Annotated in this window: 18 protein-coding genes; 9 read left to right on the top strand and 9 right to left on the bottom strand. The window is 37.8% G+C overall.

Annotated elements, in window-relative coordinates; genetic code table 11:
- Window positions 1-89 precede the first annotated feature (89 nt).
- The 5 genes from fabF to O9A_RS03675 form a co-directional block, all read right to left on the bottom strand.
- Entirely contained in the window at window positions 90-1,352 is a 1,263-nt protein-coding gene (gene fabF / locus O9A_RS03695; protein ID WP_034458909.1) for a beta-ketoacyl-ACP synthase II, read from the bottom strand.
- Between the two features lie 110 nt (window positions 1,353-1,462).
- A complete protein-coding gene (locus O9A_RS03690; protein ID WP_011180466.1) occupies window positions 1,463-1,699 on the bottom strand; it encodes an acyl carrier protein in 237 nt (78 codons plus the stop codon).
- A 264-nt stretch (window positions 1,700-1,963) separates the two neighbouring features.
- Complete coding sequence (fabG, locus tag O9A_RS03685) at window positions 1,964-2,701, bottom strand: 3-oxoacyl-[acyl-carrier-protein] reductase (protein ID WP_034458906.1); 738 nt, start codon at window positions 2,699-2,701, stop codon at window positions 1,964-1,966.
- 20 nt (window positions 2,702-2,721) lie between these two features.
- Window positions 2,722-3,666 carry an ACP S-malonyltransferase gene (gene fabD / locus O9A_RS03680; protein WP_034458904.1) on the bottom strand — a complete coding sequence of 315 codons (945 nt, stop codon included), beginning with the start codon at window positions 3,664-3,666 and terminating at the stop codon, window positions 2,722-2,724.
- A gap of 76 nt (window positions 3,667-3,742) precedes the next feature.
- On the bottom strand, window positions 3,743-4,330 hold the full coding sequence (locus O9A_RS03675) for an undecaprenyl-diphosphatase (RefSeq protein WP_034458902.1): 588 nt from the start codon (window positions 4,328-4,330) through the stop codon (window positions 3,743-3,745).
- A 355-nt stretch (window positions 4,331-4,685) separates the two neighbouring features.
- Between O9A_RS03675 and rpsF the strand changes: the two genes are divergently transcribed.
- From rpsF to O9A_RS03625, 9 genes are all read left to right on the top strand, one after another.
- Entirely contained in the window at window positions 4,686-5,093 is a 408-nt protein-coding gene (rpsF, locus tag O9A_RS03670; protein ID WP_034458900.1) for a 30S ribosomal protein S6, read from the top strand.
- Window positions 5,093-5,341 carry a 30S ribosomal protein S18 gene (gene rpsR, locus O9A_RS03665; RefSeq protein ID WP_034458899.1) on the top strand — a complete coding sequence of 83 codons (249 nt, stop codon included), beginning with the start codon at window positions 5,093-5,095 and terminating at the stop codon, window positions 5,339-5,341. The genes rpsF and rpsR overlap by 1 nt, the downstream gene beginning before the upstream one ends.
- Window positions 5,342-5,490: 149 nt before the next feature.
- Window positions 5,491-6,471: a hypothetical protein gene (locus O9A_RS03660; protein ID WP_034458897.1), complete on the top strand. Its 981-nt coding sequence runs from the start codon at window positions 5,491-5,493 to the stop codon at window positions 6,469-6,471.
- Between the two features lie 24 nt (window positions 6,472-6,495).
- Window positions 6,496-7,119 carry a 50S ribosomal protein L9 gene (rplI, locus tag O9A_RS03655; RefSeq protein WP_034458895.1) on the top strand — a complete coding sequence of 208 codons (624 nt, stop codon included), beginning with the start codon at window positions 6,496-6,498 and terminating at the stop codon, window positions 7,117-7,119.
- Between the two features lie 1,574 nt (window positions 7,120-8,693).
- A complete protein-coding gene (locus O9A_RS03645; RefSeq protein ID WP_034458893.1) occupies window positions 8,694-10,181 on the top strand; it encodes a replicative DNA helicase in 1,488 nt (495 codons plus the stop codon).
- A gap of 5 nt (window positions 10,182-10,186) precedes the next feature.
- Window positions 10,187-11,584 (top strand): DNA repair protein RadA, encoded by a 1,398-nt coding sequence (radA, locus tag O9A_RS03640; protein WP_034458891.1) that lies wholly within the window; start codon window positions 10,187-10,189, stop codon window positions 11,582-11,584.
- 118 nt (window positions 11,585-11,702) lie between these two features.
- The gene (locus O9A_RS03635) at window positions 11,703-12,284 is read left to right on the top strand and encodes a CvpA family protein (protein WP_034458888.1); all 582 of its coding nucleotides are present in this window, start codon (window positions 11,703-11,705) and stop codon (window positions 12,282-12,284) included.
- A gap of 77 nt (window positions 12,285-12,361) precedes the next feature.
- Window positions 12,362-13,852 carry an amidophosphoribosyltransferase gene (gene purF, locus O9A_RS03630; RefSeq protein WP_034458886.1) on the top strand — a complete coding sequence of 497 codons (1,491 nt, stop codon included), beginning with the start codon at window positions 12,362-12,364 and terminating at the stop codon, window positions 13,850-13,852.
- A gap of 2 nt (window positions 13,853-13,854) precedes the next feature.
- Window positions 13,855-14,604, top strand: a complete 750-nt coding sequence (locus O9A_RS03625; RefSeq protein WP_034458884.1) for an SDR family NAD(P)-dependent oxidoreductase — start codon at window positions 13,855-13,857, stop codon at window positions 14,602-14,604.
- Between the two features lie 381 nt (window positions 14,605-14,985).
- On the opposite strand, the gene pssA is transcribed toward O9A_RS03625, so the two are convergent.
- The 4 genes from pssA to O9A_RS03605 form a co-directional block, all read right to left on the bottom strand.
- Window positions 14,986-15,825: a CDP-diacylglycerol--serine O-phosphatidyltransferase gene (pssA, locus tag O9A_RS03620; protein ID WP_034458882.1), complete on the bottom strand. Its 840-nt coding sequence runs from the start codon at window positions 15,823-15,825 to the stop codon at window positions 14,986-14,988.
- 8 nt (window positions 15,826-15,833) lie between these two features.
- A complete protein-coding gene (locus O9A_RS03615) occupies window positions 15,834-16,532 on the bottom strand; it encodes a phosphatidylserine decarboxylase (protein WP_034458880.1) in 699 nt (232 codons plus the stop codon).
- Window positions 16,533-16,647: 115 nt separating this feature from the next.
- Window positions 16,648-18,531, bottom strand: a complete 1,884-nt coding sequence (locus O9A_RS03610) for an ABCB family ABC transporter ATP-binding protein/permease (RefSeq protein ID WP_034458877.1) — start codon at window positions 18,529-18,531, stop codon at window positions 16,648-16,650.
- A 120-nt stretch (window positions 18,532-18,651) separates the two neighbouring features.
- Window positions 18,652-19,326: a DUF421 domain-containing protein gene (locus O9A_RS03605; protein WP_034458875.1), complete on the bottom strand. Its 675-nt coding sequence runs from the start codon at window positions 19,324-19,326 to the stop codon at window positions 18,652-18,654.
- Window positions 19,327-19,341 lie beyond the last annotated feature (15 nt).

Genomic DNA, 19,341 nt, shown 5'->3' with positions numbered 1-19,341 from the left:
TTTAGGTACTTATAACTATAATATCTTACTTATATTTTTAAATAATTTTATAATAAAATATAAAATGCAAAAACAAATAAAAATATTTATTATTCTGAAAAGCGCCGCATCACTAAAGATGCATTTGTTCCACCAAACCCAAAAGAATTGGAAAGAACCGTATCAATTTTTCGCTCGCGTGGTTTATGTGGAACAAGGTCAATTTTCGTTTCAATTGATGGATTGTCAAGATTAAGTGTTGCTGGAGCTATATTGTCTCGTATAGCTAAAACACAAAAAATAGCCTCAGCTGCACCAGCTGCTCCAAGTAAATGCCCTACAGATGACTTTGTTGATGACATAGATACTTGTGGTGCATAATGGCCCAAAACACGCTCTACAGCCGCCAATTCTATAACATCAGCCATCGTCGATGTACCGTGGGCGTTAATGTAATCAAGTTCGCTCACATTCACTTGTGCACGCTTAAGAGCAGCCATCATACTACGCTGCGCACCTTCACCGCTCTCCGAAGGTGCTGTAATGTGGTAAGCGTCACCAGATAGACCATAGCCAATAATCTCAGCATAAATACGAGCACCCCGCTTTTTTGCATGTTCAAGCTCTTCTAAAACAACAATCCCTGCTCCCTCCCCCATCACAAAACCATCACGATCAGCGTCATAAGGACGTGATGCTCGTTCAGGATCATCATTACGACAAGTAGAAAGAGCCCGACAAGCAGAAAAACCAGCAAGAGATATTCGATTTATCGGGGATTCAGTACCACCTGCTAGCATCACATCTGCATCACCTAACGCAATCAAACGTGCTGCATCACCAATGGCATGCGCACCTGTTGAACACGCCGTTACAACCGCATGATTAGGACCGCGCAAACCATATTTAATAGACACATAGCCAGAAGCAAGATTAATCAAACGTCCTGGAATAAAAAAAGGAGAAATACGCCGTGGACCTTTATTACGAAGCGTATAACCGGCCTCAACAATCCCTTCAATGCCACCAATACCCGAACCAATTAACACACCTGTGCAAACCTGGTCTTCATCACTCTTGGGAAACCACTCAGCATCTGCAAGTGCTTGGTCAGCAGCTGCCATTGCATAAACAATAAATGTATCAACCTTACGCTGCTCCTTGAATTCCATATGCAAATCAGCATTATATGTACCATTTGTCCCATCCCCCACAGGGACACGCGCAGCAATCTGGCACGATAAGTCGGACACATCAAATTCAGTAATGCGCCGAACACCACTTTTTCCTTCAAGAAGTCGTTTCCAACTATACTCGACATCACCAGCTAATGGAGATACCAATCCTAAACCAGTAACAACAACACGCCTCATAACTTTGTAACCCTGAATTGAGATTCACCCCTCAAAGCTCCCTTCTCAAAATAGCCACCCAAAGAACATAGGCAAAAGCATTCTAACTTTACACCTTTGCCTTTTAGGAATTATGCAGAAGCTTTATCAATAAACTTTACTGCATCGCCCACTGTGAAAATCGTTTCAGCAGCTTCATCTGGAATTTCTACACCAAATTCTTCTTCAAAAGCCATAACGAGCTCAACCGTATCAAGGCTATCTGCTCCTAGATCATCGATAAAGCTCGCATCTTCTACTACCTTATCTGCATTAACCCCAAGATGCTCTACGATAATTTTCTTAACGCGCTCTACTGTATCACTCATGTTGAAATCCTCAAATTTATATTATTTTCCTACAATTTGGTTAGCTATATCAGATCGTCTAATTAAGCAATAGATGCTTTACCCTAAAGATTTTAGTAGAAATTTAAAACATCCTGTGGATATCCCCTATAAAATGAATCAATCTGACGTTCCGACATCAATTGATCAACTACCCTGTTCAAAGAAACAGATGGATTTTTCTATTTTAATCGTCACTATCTAAAATAATACAACTGACAAATCAATGTGTAATAAAGCAAATACTCAGATCATTGCCATCCCACCATTAATATGAAGTGTTTGCCCCGTCACATATGCTGCTTCATCGCTTGCTAAATAAACAGTAGCAAAAGCTATTTCTTCTCCTATTCCCATACGTTTCATTGGAATCATAGTCATAATAGCTTCTTTTTGCTTTTCGTTAAGTTTGTCGGTCATTGCAGACTTAATGAATCCTGGAGCAATACAATTGACAGTGATATTTCGTGAAGCAATCTCTTGCGCTAATGCTTTAGAAAAACCTATCAAACCAGCTTTTGCAGCACAATAATTCGTTTGTCCAGGATTTCCGACAACACCAACAATAGATGTTATGTTAATAACCCGTCCGTAGCGACGGCGCATCATCGAATGTATCAATTCACGTGTCAAAGTAAAAGCAGCTGTTAGGTTGACTGCTAAGACATCATCCCAATCTTGATCCTGCATACGAACAAAAAGACTATCTCGAGTGATTCCAGCATTGTTAATCAAGATATCGACACCATCCATTTCTCTTTCCGCTACTTCAGCTAGTTGCTTAATGGATTCACGGTCAGAAAGATTAGCGGGAAACACAAAAACATTTTTTCCTAGATCTGTAGCAATTTCTTTCAGCTTGTCTTCACGTGTTCCATGGAGTCCAACAACTGCCCCTTGCGCATGGAAACAACGCGCAACTGCTTCACCAATTCCTCCTGTTGCTCCTGTTATAAAAGCTTTACGACCTGTTAATTTAAACATTTTTTCAGACTCCTTATAGACTAAACACCAAGCACCCGTAGTGCTGCTTCTATTTCCTCCGCTGTCCCAACTGTCAATGCTTTTATATCCTTATTAATACGACGCGCTAAACCTGTTAATACCTTCCCAGAACCAATTTCAAAAAGCGTATTAACCCCATTGGCACTGATCCACTCAATTGTTTCACGCCATCGTACTCTCCCGGTTATTTGTTGGACAAGAAGCATCACAATACGTTCTGGATCATTTTCTGGTGTAACAGAAACATTGGCAATGAGAGGAACAATAGGAGCCGTTTTATTGACAGTCAAAAATGCATTCTTCATGGCATTGGCAGCGGGCTGCATTAAAGCTGAATGAAAAGGCGCAGAAACAGGAAGAAGAACAGCACGTTTAGCACCTTTTTGTGATGCAACCTTTACCGCTGTCTCAATTGCTTTTGCTTCACCTGAAATAACAATTTGCCTACCACCATTATCATTGGCTATCTGGCAGAGCCCTTCCTCGGCAACAGCTCCACAAATTTCTTCCACATCTTTCTCATCCAAACCAATAAGTGCTGCCATAGCGCCTTCACCAACAGCAACAGCAGCCTGCATGGCGTTTCCACGAATCCGCAAGAGCCTTGCCGTATCAGTAAGACTAAATGTACCAGCAGCACAAAGAGCCGAATATTCTCCTAAAGAATGGCCTGCAACAAATTTTACCTTTGTTTTTACATTAAGCCCCAATTGTTCCATCACACGAATAACTGCCATGGATACAGCCATTAAAGCTGGTTGCGCATTTGCTGTTAAAGTTAAAATATCTGCTGGCCCTTCAAAAATGATATCTGATAATTTCTCACTTAAAGCATCATCCACTTCCTCAAAAACCATTCGCGCTACAACAAATTGCTCTGTAAGAACTTTTCCCATACCAATAAGCTGACTCCCCTGCCCTGGAAAAGTAAAAGCTGCACCCATTAATCGACTCCTAAATTGTTCAATGACATTGTTTTCTTTTGAACTTATTTATGAGCACAAATCAAGATAAAGTACTTTATTTGAAGCGAATATCCCTCTTAAAATTATATTTTAATGGCGGAATTTGATATAAAAACTGAGGGAAATACGGTACCATAAACTGAATAATCCCCCAACTTATAAGGCTTCCTAAAATTGTACCAGCCAAAATATCAAAGGGATAATGTACGCCAACGAAGATACGCCCCCAACAAATCAAACATAAAAATATCGCTGCAAACTGAGAAGAAATTTTGTATTTGTAAAAATAGAGACACGCCATATAAGAGGAAATAATTAAGGCATGATTACTAGGAAAAGAAGCAGTTGCGCGATGTTTAATCAGTGGTGTTGTCAAACCCACAACAAAAGGGCGTGGACGTAAATAAATAAGAGAAATGAAATAACCTATAAAAAGAGCCATGCAAATGCTCACACAAATGCTTAGCACTACGCGTCGTTCCCTCTCTCCACCGCAAAACCACAACGCACAAAGATGTATAGGGATAACATAAATTAAAAACTTTGCACAAAAAGCACCAAACAAAACTAAGATAGACCATGATTGATGATGAGCAGCAAACATTTCAAAAAGTGCAACATCAATCTGGTTTAAAAAATCCATTCTTTTCTCCTTCCTTCTTAACTTATAGTTTTATAGCATCATCTCTGTCATAAGAAGAGCAAACTGTTATAAAAAATATATCAAGATTCAATAATCACATTTTTTATGAGCATAAACTTGCTATTTTAAAAGATAAGCTGTAAATACCAAACGTTCATTATCGGCACTTTAGCTGGAGATTGAACGGAGGACTAAAAATACCAGTAGGAAGTGCAATATTTCCGACCTCCCGTATCTCCACTCTCGAATGTCTCGAATTGTAAACGCGTCCTTTCTTCTTTGGATTTCCAAAAAAGACAAGTCGCAGAGGCTTTGCGCTAAAACCGGTAAGATTTAATTGAAGAAAGGCAAAACAATGGCTCTTTATGAACATATGTTCCTTGCCCGACAAGATATTGCACCGCAGCAAGTTGATGAACTTTTGAATATCTACAAAGGTGTCATTGAAACGTACGGTGGAAAAGTTGGGCGTGTAGAAAATTGGGGTCTTCGTCCCCTCGCTTATCGTATTCGCAAAAACCGTAAAGCTTATTATGTACTGGTCAATATTGACGCACCAGCTATAGCAATTGCTGAAGTTGAACGTCAGATGCGAATCAATGAAGATATTTTACGTTATATGACCATTCGTGTAGAAAAACATGAAAAAGAAAAGTCTGCTATGCTCTCACGCCTTGATCGCAATGGTCACATTGGTCATGATGAAGAACGTCCTCATTCTTCACCTCGTCAATGTGAAGATGTCATAGAAGGAGTAGAATGATGACTGAGATTAATCAAACTGCAATACGTCGTCCTTTTCATCGCCGTCGTAAGACATGTCCGTTTTCAGGTGTCAATACTCCCAAAATTGATTATAAAGACATCAAATTATTACAACGTTATATTTCGGAACGTGGGAAAATTGTTCCTTCACGAATTACGGCCGTTAGTCAGAAAAAACAGCGTGAATTGGCTAATGCCATTAAACGTGCGCGTTTCCTTGGCTTACTTCCATATGTTATAAAATAATATCAAATGCGTCTTTGCAGCTGAGGAGCTCCCAGCTGCTCTTCTTATATGGTTTAGCGATAGGTTTAATTTCTTAACTATGGAAGATATAAAATATCAAAGTTGGGGCATGACAATGCTCCTAACTGCTGAAAGCAGGACAGCAATAAATGAAAAATTTTCGTACTTATGAAATAGTGACTGGTATTTTAGCTGGATTATTTGTTGTTGTTATAGGGATAGCAATTATCAGTTTCATAAATATCGCACCCTATTTTTCTTTTTTTCTTGGTTGTTTTCTTTCACTGCCAATTTTTATTGTTGCATTCGGTCGAGGAACATTAGCTAGCCTCGTTGCCTTAGTAAGCGCCACTGTTGTTCTTGTCATAGTTACAAATATTTACATTGCTTTTGGCTTTATGTTATTATTTTTTCTTCCCGCTGTCTATGCGTCTTGGCTCCTTGGGCTTGCACAACCAGCGCAAAAAGAAAATTCGCTGATATGGTATCCATTATCATCGGTTATCTTTCATTTAACCAATTTTATAGCTCTTATATCAAGCTTTATTGGAATCTATGTTGAAACTCATCCATCAACATCTCTTATTGCGAAGAAAATCACTGCAAACATAACTCACGCTATGCAACAATCGCAATCACTAAAAGAAACTGATATAGTTGCCTTTAGTGAACTTTTAATGACGCATACAGCAACTTTAACAGCTATTGTTTTGACTGTTTATAGTCTGATTTTTCTCATTGGTAATCTTTATTTTTCAATGATAACAGCACAGCATATGAAGTGGCTCAAAAGACCCCGTGATGATTGGAGCAAAACTCTCCGACTCCCAATCTTGGGAATTGTTATTTTCATTGGTGTTTGTATAGCATCTATGATTGAGTTAGGCTTTACTCTTAATTTGAGCGCGCGTGTCTTTAGCACTGCGTACACTGTCGTTATATCAATCAATGGACTAGCGTATCTCCACAATATTACAAAAGGAATAAATGGTCGGATCATTATACTCTCCCTTGTTTATATTGCTATTTTAACCGTTGTTTTTGCTCCACCTATTTCTTTCATGATGCTTTTAATGGGTATTTGGGCAGCTATTCAACACAACTTTCAGTCACGTAACAAACTTCACTAATTTATTTGTTCGAAAGGAAAAACTATGGATATTATTCTGCTTGAACGCATTCCTCGTCTTGGTCAGATGGGTGATATTGTCTCAGTTAAAGAAGGTTATGCACGTAACTTTCTCCTGCCTCAAGGCAAAGCTTTACGTGCTAATGAAGCTAATAAAAAACATTTTGAAATACAGCGCACGCAACTTGAAGCTCGTAATCTTGAACGCAAAAGCGAAGCAGAAAAAATTGCTGAAAAACTTAATGGTCGATCCTTCATTATCATCCGTTCAGCTGGTGAAACAGGACAACTTTACGGATCTGTGTCAACACGTGATATTTCTGAAATCATAACAAGTGTAGGCTTTTCTATAGGACGCAATCAGGTTAAGCTTAATCATCCAATAAAAATGATTGGCCTCCATACCATCATGCTCAGCCTACATCCTGAAGTTCAAATTTCTGTGATTATTAACGTTGCGCGTTCAGCCAGTGAAGCGCAACACCAAGCAGAAGGTGAAACTCTTACCTCTGCCGAAGAAATCTATGATGTTCAGCAAGAACTATTAGCAGAAAATCAAGAAGAAAAGTTCGTAGAAAAACAGCAGAAAGCATTAGCAGAAAAAATGAATAAAAACGATACAAACAGCATCAATGAAAGAGAGACTTAATTGCTGTTTTTCTCTGTTTTACATTTTTTTATTTTTCTGCCGTTTAAATTGGCATGTCGTAACTTAAAAATTAAGTTCTTGTTACAGAATCAACCTTTGATATGTTGTATAAAAGCATCGAAGAATAAACATTATGTATATTATATGATGTGACAGGCAAATTTACACTAAGAAGACCACAACCAGAAAAAAAGGATAAAATCACTTTTGGAGAGACAATGGGCTTTTTCAATCATTTTCAGTGCTCTTAATAATAAGGGTGTACAAAATTCTGTTGTAGTATCACGTTTTCCTTCTATATTCTCAGCAGAAATTGTCTATAAGATGACCGTCAACTTGATCTTTATGAATATGACGCAAACGATTTGTACGAGCACCTGTAAGAATAAGCAAATGCAAAACTAGATGTGTTGTGGTTATTTTTTTTGCAAAGTTTCTGATAATAAAGTCAGAATATCTCTCCAATCCATAAGCCCACATATTTTTCGTTTTATGGTATTTTTCCCCAAAGAGCCATTACTTTTTTTTCTACTTGTAAAATCAACATCCAATCCTAGCCTAACAGCATATTTGAGACAAAATTAGGAACGGTTCAGTGTTCTATGAGCTCTATTAATTTTTGTATGCTAAATCGGAGCAAAAACGTTTTTTACGTATATTTGTTTGGTTTATCTCTGAACCAGAAAGGTAGTCTAATTTTTGGAGAATATAAAGCTGTAAAGGTAAAAACCAGCACCCAGCTTTATCATCACTCTTTTAATTCGGCTTTACGATTCTCAAAAGTATTTAAAGCAATATCTTTTAAATAATGGAGAGTGCGCATTGCTTCACGTTTTTACCCCTCACGTTCTTTAATGGAGTTATACCCAGCATGCAAAACAAAACACTATTGTTTTGCACATTCACGCACTTGTTTTAAAGAAAAATCTCTTAATACTCCCAAACCTACTTCACAACACATCCATGAAGGGTATAATAGTAAAGTTATTGTGCACCACTATCTTTACGTTTATTGAGCGTGCAAACCGACACGATCATTTTCTTTGCCAACTCAAAATACTCCGGTACCCCTTTGCATTGAGAGATTCATAAGAGGCATTTTTATTCCTTTTTTGAAAACCCACACACCATTTATGACATACAAGAAAATGATTTTGATTGATTCATTATAAGAGGGTTTAAGATGAAAGAATTTTACAATATTCGTGGCTTTTGTTCAAGTTGAAAAGCGATAAATTATCTTTATAAATCAATGTAATATATATATTTAAAAACCACATAATGTCCTAATACTCAAAACACAGTGGCATATTTTTTTTGGAAAACAAAAAAACCAATTTTGAAAATTACCTGATACTCTTACCTGAAATTGAATTTTTAAAAGATAAAATATAAAGAAATATGTTACATATTAAGCCATGCATGTATTGTGATTAAGAAATTAGAGCTCAACACCTTTAAAAATTGAAAATGTGATTTTCACTTAACAAAAATTTATAATCCTATTCTTAATATATGTATTATTTGATTTATTGCTTAAAGTAGCTAAACAGAATATTAGTGGAAAAAATGTTATGGAAGAAACAAGCGTTGTCAATTTCAGCTCTCTGCAAAAAGAAGAAGCTTCTTTTCGAGAACTTCCACATAATATTGAAGCTGAGCAAGCATTGCTTGGAGCACTTCTTATTAATAATGATGCGCTCGATCGCGTCTCAGATTTTCTAAAACCCGAACATTTTTTTGAACCCTTGCATCAAAAAATCTACGATGTTGTGTCTCACCTTATCAAAAATGGAAAACTTGCAAATCCAGTTACTATCAAGCTCTTTATTCCAGTAGAAGAAAAAATTGGAGATATCACCGTATTCAATTATGTTATTCGTTTAGCTAAAGAAGCAGTAACAATCATTAATGCTGAGGATTATGGACGAGTCATCTATGATCTTTTTATCCGGCGATCCTTGATTAATATTGGTAACCAAGCTGTTAATACAGCTTTCGATGCTCCTTTAGAGCTTACGCCATCCCAACAAATTGAAACTGTTGAACACCTGTTGTTTGAACTAGCAGAAAAGGGGAAATATGGTGGTGGGTTTGAAAATTTCAATGAGGCCGTTAAAAAAGCTATTGACATGGCAACCGCTGCAAAAAAGCGTTCTTCACACTTATCAGGGATAGCCACCCATATTAAAACACTTGATGAAAAAATGGGAGGGTTACAACCTTCTGACCTTATTATCCTCGCTGGTCGCCCTGGTATGGGTAAAACGTCGTTGGCTACAAATATTGCCTTTAATATTGCTAATGCTTGCAATCGTGATACCAATATACAAGAAAATGAGGGCGGCATTGTTGGATTCTTCTCGCTTGAAATGTCATCAGAACAGCTTGCAACCCGTATTATTTCGGAACAAACAGAGATTTCCTCTTCTGACATTCGGCGTGGATCTATTTTAGATGAGCAATTTTCCAAAATCATCCGTGCAATGCATCAACTACAAAAAGCGCCTCTTTATATTGACCAAACTGGTGGGATATCAATCGCCCAATTGGCAGCACGCGCAAGGCGTCTCAAGCGACAACATGGTTTAGATGTCTTAATTATTGACTACATACAACTCATGACAAGCAATTCAAAGCGTTCGTCTGAAAACCGTGTTCAAGAAATTACAGAAATTACTACGGGCCTCAAAGCATTAGCTAAAGAACTGAATATTCCCATTATTGCTCTTTCACAGCTTTCGCGCCAAGTTGAAAATCGAACAGATAAACGTCCACAACTTTCAGATTTACGGGAATCTGGTTCGATTGAGCAAGACGCCGATATTGTCCTTTTTGTGTACCGTGAAGAATATTACCTCAAAAATGGAGAACCAAAGATAGGCACTCTTGAATATGAAAGATGGCAAGAGACCATGGACAAAGCTTTTGGGAAAGCTGAAGTTATTATTGCAAAACAACGTCACGGACCAACAGGAACTGTTCATCTTGCCTTTCAGTCTGATTTCACACGTTTTAGCGATCTGGCAGACAATAATTATCTTCCAGAGCAATATGGTTAATCACTATGGTACGTATCCGTGTTCAATTTATCTGCCAAAATTGTGGTACTGTTCATTCACGCTGGAGCGGAAAATGCAATTCCTGTGGAGAATGGAATTCTCTTATTGAAGAAAATACGAATAGCGGTATCGGCACCGGCCCCAAGCAAAATATTCACAAGGGGCGTGTAGTTGCTCTTACGTCTCTTTCTGGAAATATTGAAGATGCTCCACGCATCCATTCTGGTATTTCTGAACTTGATCGTGTAACTGGAGGTGGTTTTGTACGTGGATCAGTATTACTTGTTGGTGGCGACCCAGGTATCGGAAAATCAACATTGCTTACACAAACGGCAGCAACCTTATCGCGAAAAGGACATCACGTTATCTATGTTTCAGGAGAAGAAGCTATCACACAAATCTGTCTTCGTGCCCAAAGACTTGATGCCGCAAATACAAAGATTCAGCTCGCTGCTGAAACCAATGTTGAAGATATTCTTGCAACCTTAAACAAACACAAAAACCTTGATATGGTTATTATCGATTCCATTCAGACCCTATGGTCAGATGCAGCAGATTCAGCACCCGGCACTGTCACACAAGTGCGCATCAGCGCTCAAGCAATGATCCGTTTTGCCAAAAAAACAGGAGCAACTGTTGTTCTTGTCGGCCATGTTACAAAAGAAGGACAAATTGCCGGTCCTAGGGTTGTCGAACACATGGTTGATGCTGTTCTCTATTTTGAGGGTGAAGGTGGACATCACTATCGAATCCTTAGAACTGTAAAAAATCGCTTCGGACCAACTGATGAGATTGGTGTTTTCGAAATGTCTGATAAAGGATTACGGGAGGTGATCAATCCATCTGAACTTTTTTTGGGTGAACGAAATGAAAAAGCACCAGGAGCTGTTGTTTTTGCAGGAATGGAAGGAACACGTCCAATATTAGTAGAAATTCAAGCACTTGTTTCTCCTTCTTCACTTGGAACACCACGACGTGCCGTTGTTGGATGGGATGGCAATCGCCTTTCAATGATTCTTGCTGTCTTAGAAGCTCATTGCAGCATTCGCTTTGGACAACATGATGTCTATCTGAATGTTGCAGGTGGATATCGCATATCAGAACCAGCAGCTGATTTAGCTGTTGCCGCTGCTTTAGTATCCTCACTTACAAATATTCCTCTCCCAACGGAGTATGTCTATTTTGGTGAAATAAGCCTTTCAGGAGCTATCCGCGCGGTTTCTCATTCAGCACAACGCATCAATGAAGCCAAAAAACTCGGCTTTCAAGGATCTGTTCAACCCACCACAACAACCAAAATGATAAAATCGCCAAACTTTCAACAAAAAACATTCTCTGAACTTCCTGAGTTGATCGCCGCTCTTGCCTCAGGTAAAAAACGAACTACTCTACATGTATCATAATAAAGAAAAAACTCTACAAAATGAAAAAGATCCTTGCTATAAGAATAAAAAATGGCAAACCCAAAATACTTTCATGCTATTTAAATAGAGTACAATTTTATGTATAAGGAATAAACAAATGAGCATAACAGTTCTTGATGGAATTGTCGTAGCAGTCATCCTGTTTTCTGCCTTTCTCGCTATGCTCCGAGGATTTTCACGCGAAGTATTGTCGTTGATTTCTTGGATAATCGCAGCTGTTGTCACATTATTTTTATTTAAATCCGTAGTGCCTTTCTTTGAACAGTATATTTCTAATAAAATAGTTGCGTTGATCACCACATTGATTGTGATTTTTATTACTATTCTAATTATTACTTCCATCATTACAATGAAAATATCTGATTTTATTATTGATAGCCGAATTGGTATACTTGACCGCACTATCGGTTTTATTTTTGGAGCACTGCGCGGCTTATTAATCATGGTCATTAGCATGTTACTTATTAATGCACTTGTCAAACCTGGACAACAACCTGATTGGTTTAAAAATGCGAAAACAAAACCCATCATCGATTCACTGGGACAAAAAGTCTGGGACATATTGCCTAAAAATCTCGACACTCTTCTCGAAAAAACGGAACAATTCTTTAAAAGAGATGGTGCAAATACAAATGATCAACATTCTCATGAAAATATGTCCCCCAAAAATGGAAAATAGTTTATCATTGAGGAAAAAATTCAGGTAATACAACGCATGATACAAATCGTTTCTCACATCATAACCGAAAGAATACGATGACAAAAATCGACATTCCATTTCAGGAGTTTTCATTGCATGATGATACCCTTCATGAAGAATGTGGAGTTTTTGGTATTCTTGGCCATGAGGATGCAGCGACTTTAACAGCTCTTGGACTTCACGCGCTTCAGCATCGTGGGCAAGAAGCAGCTGGGATTGTTTCTTATCATAATAAAATGTTTCATCAAGAAAAGCATTTAGGTCTTGTTGGTGATCACTATACAAACCCTGCAACACTTGCACGTTTACCGGGAAATCGCGCTATCGGGCATACCCGTTATTCAACAACTGGAGAAATAGCATTACGCAATGTGCAACCCCTTTTTGCTGAATTAAAAGCTGGAGGTATTGCTATTGCCCATAATGGCAATCTCACCAACGGTCTTACATTACGCCAAGAACTCATTGCTTCCGGTGCCATCTGCCAATCAACATCAGATTCTGAAGTTTTTCTTCACCTTATTGCCCGTTCACGTTATGAATCGTCGTCAGATCGCTTTGTTGATGCTATTCGAAAAGTAGAAGGTGGTTATGCCATGTTAGCGCTAACACGCACTAAATTGATTGCTGCGCGTGATCCAATAGGTATTCGACCTCTAGTGATGGGTGAACTTAATGGTAAACCAATATTTTGTTCCGAAACCTGTGCCCTTGATATTATTGGAGCAAAATATATCCGCGATGTTAAAAATGGGGAAATCATCGTATGTGAAATACAAAAAAATGGGGAAATTACTACAAAAATTATAAAGCCAGAAAATAATAAGCCAGAAAAACTTTGTCTTTTTGAATATGTCTATTTTGCACGTCCTGATTCAATCGTTGGAGGGCGAAGTGTTTATATGACACGTAAAAATATGGGTATCCATTTGGCACAAGAAGCCCCCTGTAAAGGTGATATTGTGGTTCCTGTTCCTGACGGGGGAACACCCGCTGCAATTGGCTATGCTCAAGAAATTGGAATTCCATTTGAGCTTGGTATTATTCGTAATCATTACGTTGGACGCACATTTATCGAACCAACACAACAAATTCGCGCTTTTGGGGTTAAATTAAAGCATTCTGCAAATCGTCCTGTTATTGAAGGGAAACGCATCATTCTTGTTGATGACTCCATTGTACGAGGAACAACATCCGTCAAAATTGTGCAAATGCTCCGCGATGCAGGAGCAAAAGAAGTTCACATGCGCATCTCTAGTCCTATGATTTTCTATCCTGATTTCTATGGTATTGATACACCTAAAGTTGAAAGCTTGTTAGCTAATCAATATCCAGATTTAAAATCTATGTGCAATTTTGTTGGAGCTGACTCATTAGAATTTCTTTCAACAGATGGTTTATATCTTGCTGTGATAGGGGAAAAACGAAATAATACCGATCCACAATTTACTGACCATTATTTTACTGGAGATTATCCTACCCATCTAATCGATCAAGAAAGTATTCCTAAAATCCATCAATCATCTGTCCTTAAAACAAGGAATTAAGGATGAAAAAACTTGATTTTAGTCTCTTTGGTCGTGTTGCACTAGTTACCGGTGCTTCAAGAGGAATTGGGTATCATTTAGCATTAGAGCTTGCAAAACGTAGCGCTCACATTATTGCTCTTGCACGAACGATTAGTGGCCTCACTAAACTTGACAAACAAATCCGAAAAAAAGGTGCTTGTGCAACACTCATTCCAATCGATTTACATCATATGGAAAACATTGATGCTCTTGCTATTTCAATTTCTCAGCACTGGAAAAAACTCGATATTATGATCGCAAATGCAGGAATCCTTGGAACACTTTCACCAATAGCTCATATAGAAAACAAAGTATTTGAAGATGTTTTTCAAATAAATCTCATCAGCCAATGGCGCTTAATGAAAGCTTTCGAACCCTTATTGCGTAAATCTGATGCTGGACGAGCAATTTTTTTATCTTCAAGCGTTGCTCATGTTGCGCGCGCTTTCTGGGGACCTTATGCAGCCTCTAAAGCAGCTCTAGAAATTATTTCTCGCTGTTGGGCAGAAGAATTAAAACAAACCCCAATCAAGATTAACTGTGTTGATCCCGGTGCAACACGCACTGCCATGCGCGCACAAGCTATGCCTGGGGAAGATCTTGAAACTCTTCCTCCACCACAAGAAGTTGCAGCAAAGATAGCACATTTATTCTCACCTGATTTAAAGGAAACCGGCAAACTCTTTAATGTGCGTAAAAATCGATTTATGGATTATCATGCACCTAATTAAAGCAATAAATTAATTTATAAAAATAGTTTATTTTTTTTATGATGAATTAGAAAAATCATCTAAGAAAAGAGTAAATATATCTTTCATAAACCATCTAAATTAAGAGTCATTATGGTATTGGAAACTGGTAAAATATAATAACGGTAAAAGTTTCTAGCTTTAATTTTAAACAATAATAGTGCATAATGGATTTTCACTTCTCTCTGCAAGTCGCCACCATGAAGTGAGCTTGAGAGAAACAAGGTGTTTTTAAAAAGCAAACCTCTTTAGTGAATAGCACTTTAGCCTGCTATTCTTTGTTAGAAGCCATAGAAATGACAAACCTGAATTAAATTTTTCTTTCTACTTCTACTTTGCTTACCAAAAACCAAATATGAAACTTTATGAACTTGAGAGAGTTTTAATGTTTGCTTTTTTTTCTTCTAAAGCAGCCCGTTTATTATAAGCTACAAAGCTATAGGGAAGAAAAATCATATAGCTAACAGCCGTGATCAATAAAGTATGCCATGTATAAGTTGCCAGAAAACCTACATAAATAACAATGCCTAGCATGCACGGTACAACGATATCACGTCTTAAATTTTGGTCAATTGTTTTTCCATTCCATACAGGTAAACGACTAACCAAAAGAAAAGCAATAATCACAGTATAAAGGCTAAAAAACAATGCCCAACTCCAACTTGGGACTAAACCAAGAGCTCCTAAATACATAGGCAATAAAAGCAATAACGCTCCTGCTGGGGCAGGAACACCAACAAAATAATTCTCCTGCCATTTTGGTATATCTGCGTTATCCAACATCACATTAAAGCGTGCTAAACGCAAGCAACAAGCAACACAATAGACAAGTCCTGCAATCCAACCAACTTGATGAGCCTGATTCAAAACAAAGGAATACACAATAAGTGAAGGTGCAACACCAAAATTAATAACATCGGCAAGAGAATCCATCTGCGCCCCAAAAGATGAACTCCCATCCATTAAACGGGCGATGCGACCATCAGCTCCATCTAAAATTGCTGCCAAAAGTACCATTAAAATAGCTGCCTCATAGCGATGCTCAAAAGCCAAACGAATACTGCTCATTCCTGCACAAATCGCCAAAATAGTAATAATATTAGGAATGATATACCGCATCGGTGTAGGTGAACGCCACCGATGTGCAACATCATCATGCTGTCCTTCAGGATTAAATGAAGAAAATAACGAAAAATTTCTCATTGTTTATCCTAATCGAATCTAAATTCAGTTGTAGCACTCTTATCGTCAAAAGAGCCTAAAACTGTTTCTCCAGCAATTGCTGTCTGACCAACGGCAACACGCAATTTAACTTCAGTTGGTATATAAATATCAAGACGAGAACCAAAACGAATGAGTCCAAAACGTTGCCCAATCACAACAGAATCATCTTCTTGTGGCCAACAAACAATCCGGCGAGCAATTGCTCCGGCTATCTGTACTACGCCAATTTTACCATGTTTGCTGTCAATCACCATCCCATTTCGCTCATTAAACTGGCTAGCCTTATCAAGCTCAGCATTGGCAAAACGACCTGGATGATAGACAATTGATTCCACTGTACCACTTATAGGAATACGATTGATATGGCATGAAAAAATATCCATAAATACGGAAATACGGATCATTTCTGCATTACCTAATCCCAACTCTTCAGGTGGAATACAGGGCCCCGCGAATGAGATACGCCCATCAGCAGGAGATATGATCCAATTTGGATTCAAGGGGATTACGCGATTTGGATCGCGGAAAAAATATATACACCATACTGTGAGGACAAGCCCACACCAAAACAAAGGACTCCATACCCAACCAAGAATGAGCGAAATAACAAAAAAAGCTATGATAAAAGGGTAACCCTCTTTATGAATTGGTGCAAAGCTATTATGGACAGATTGTAGAATACTCATATAATTTCCTATTCATCAATATGATCTAAACAAGTAATAACGCTTTTTGTTCCTCCTATCTTTCTCTATACTTAATCAATCACTCTCTATAAAGCTAAAGATCATTTCACGCAGCTTATTTTTTATGATTAACAACACCCAACTCATCTTCTTCACGCATTTTACGTAATTTTTCTTCTGCTTGCGATGCTTCAAGTTGCTTATTCCACATTGAAGCATACAAACCTTTCTTACGCAAAAGTTCTGTATGTGTTCCATTTTCAATAATACGGCCATTTTTGAGAACCAAAATTTCATCAGCATTTACAACAGTAGAAAGACGGTGAGCAATTATCAATGTTGTACGCCCACGACTTACAATATCCAATGCTTGTTGAATTTCTTGTTCTGTTGCAGTATCAAGAGCTGCAGTTGCTTCATCGAGAATAAGAAGTGGAGGAGCTTTCAACAGTGTCCGTGCAATAGCTACACGCTGTTTTTCACCACCTGATAACTTAAGTCCACGCTCACCTACTATAGACTGAAAGCCTTCCGGAAGCATCTCGATAAATTTTGATATCTGTGCCATTTCAGCCGCTTTGTGCATCTCTTCATCTGTAGCACTTGGACGCCCGTAGCAAATGTTATAGGCAATTGTATCATTAAATAACACTGTGTCCTGTGGTACCATACCAATAGCTTCACGTAAACTTTTTTGTGTTACATCACGGATATCCTGTCCATCAATTGTGATAGAACCTGCATCAACATCATAAAAACGAAAAAGTAATCGAGAAATAGTCGATTTACCAGCACCTGATGGACCAACAATTGCAACAGTTTTTCCTCCCGGGACCTCAAAATTAATACCTTTGAGAATCTGGCGATTCTGATCATAAGAAAACTTTACCTGATTAAACCGAATGTTCCCATTATTGACCACTAATGGTTTGGCATCCAATTTATCACCGATTTCCTGCTGAACATCTAAAAGATCAAACATAGCTTCAATATCAGTTAAGCCTTGTCGCACATCACGATAAATTGAACCAATAAAATTCAACGGAATAGAAAGCTGCATTAAAAGCGCATTAATAAAAACAAAATCCCCTAAAGTTTGTGCTTTATGAAAAATTTCGTAAGCCGACATCAACATCAAAATCGTCATTCCAATACCAAAAATAAGGGCCTGACCAAAATTCAACCAGCTTAAAGATGTCCAAATCTTCGTCGCAGCTTTTTCATAACCTGCCATAGAAGAATCAAATCGACATGCTTCTAGAGTTTCATTGCCAAAATATTTAACCGTTTCAAAATTTAAAAGAGAATCAATAGTACGTGTATTAGCCTCAACATCTGCTGTATTCATTTCTTGCCGAATACGAATGCGCCAATCACTCGCTTTAATTGTGAACCAAGTATATAAAACAACTGTTACCACAACTATAAGAAAATAATGCCATCCATAACTTATGTACAATACAAATGCCGTCAGAACAAATTCTAAAATCGTTGGTACTGTATTAAGAATTGAAAATCTAACAATAGCTTCAATTCCCTTCGTCCCACGCTCAATCACACGAGAAAGGCCACCTGTTCGCCTTTCTAAATGAAATCGTAAAGACAGTTCATGAACATGTACAAAGGTCTTATAGGCTAACCGACGAATAGCATGTTGACCAACCGTTGCAAAAAGGGCATCCCGTAATTGGTTTAGTCCAGCCTGAACAATACGTGCAACATTATATGCAAAAACGAGCATGATAGGCATAACCCAACTGGAGGGAAACCATACAGGAAACTTTAAGTTCACATCGAGTGCATCTATAGTATATTTAAAGAAATAAGGAACAGATATGAGAACCAGCTTGGCTAAAACAAGATAAAATATTGCCCATATAACACGCATCTTCAGATCGCGCCGATCTGCCGGCCACATATAAGGCCATAAGTTATAAAGCGTACGTAGAGTTTGTCCTGTATCTGACGACACAGTTTTTACCATTTTATTCTGTTCCATAAAGCCATAACTTCTCTATCATCCATTCAACAAGTATATAATACTTCCTCCTCTTATCGTTTAGAGATCATATTCTTTTTTCTATACGCTTTCAGTAAACTATATTTATAACTGCTTAGCCTAGACTGTTTTTGAAAAAGGAACAAGAAATAATCCTTTAGAGGTTTTATCATTTTGATCTGTATTCTTCTCATACCATTCTGCTGCAAATAAATTCTCAACTTTTACATGCTTTTTTTTCAATTCTGCTTGAAGCCATTTTCTTGATTTACCAATCTCTTTAAGACCATCATCAAGAATTTCGCCACTTTGCACTAAAATAGTAGATTTTTTCCTCTCTTCCTTTTTAATAACAGTACAATCGCCATTGGTCTCCAAACGAACAAAAGCCGCTTCATGTAAATTACAGCCTTTAATACGTAACATTGTAATTAAATCATTTACACTGATACCCAACTTCTTAATCTCATCAATTTGAAAAACACCATCTAAAACTAACGCAATACTTCGCCCCATAACAAAATGATGAAAAAAGACTGAGTGGCGTCCCCATAAATTAAGAGAGGTGATCAAAGTTTGCCAAATAAATAAGACAAGCAATAATTGAATAATACTGATATTTTGATTATAAATAACGCCCCCAATAATACCCCCCATCACAAAATTGCTGACCAAATCAACCGGTGTCATTTGACTAAGACTACTACGACCCGTGGTTCTTAAAATTAAGAGAAAGGCTACAAGGCCTACAACCAATTTAAGTGTAACATATCCATAATAAGATAAAAATTCCATCAAGCTTCCTCCTTA

The organism is Bartonella koehlerae C-29 (assembly GCF_000706625.1).
GTDB classification, from domain to species: Bacteria; Pseudomonadota; Alphaproteobacteria; order Rhizobiales; family Rhizobiaceae; genus Bartonella; species Bartonella koehlerae.
This window is presented reverse-complemented; position numbering and strand designations above follow the sequence as displayed.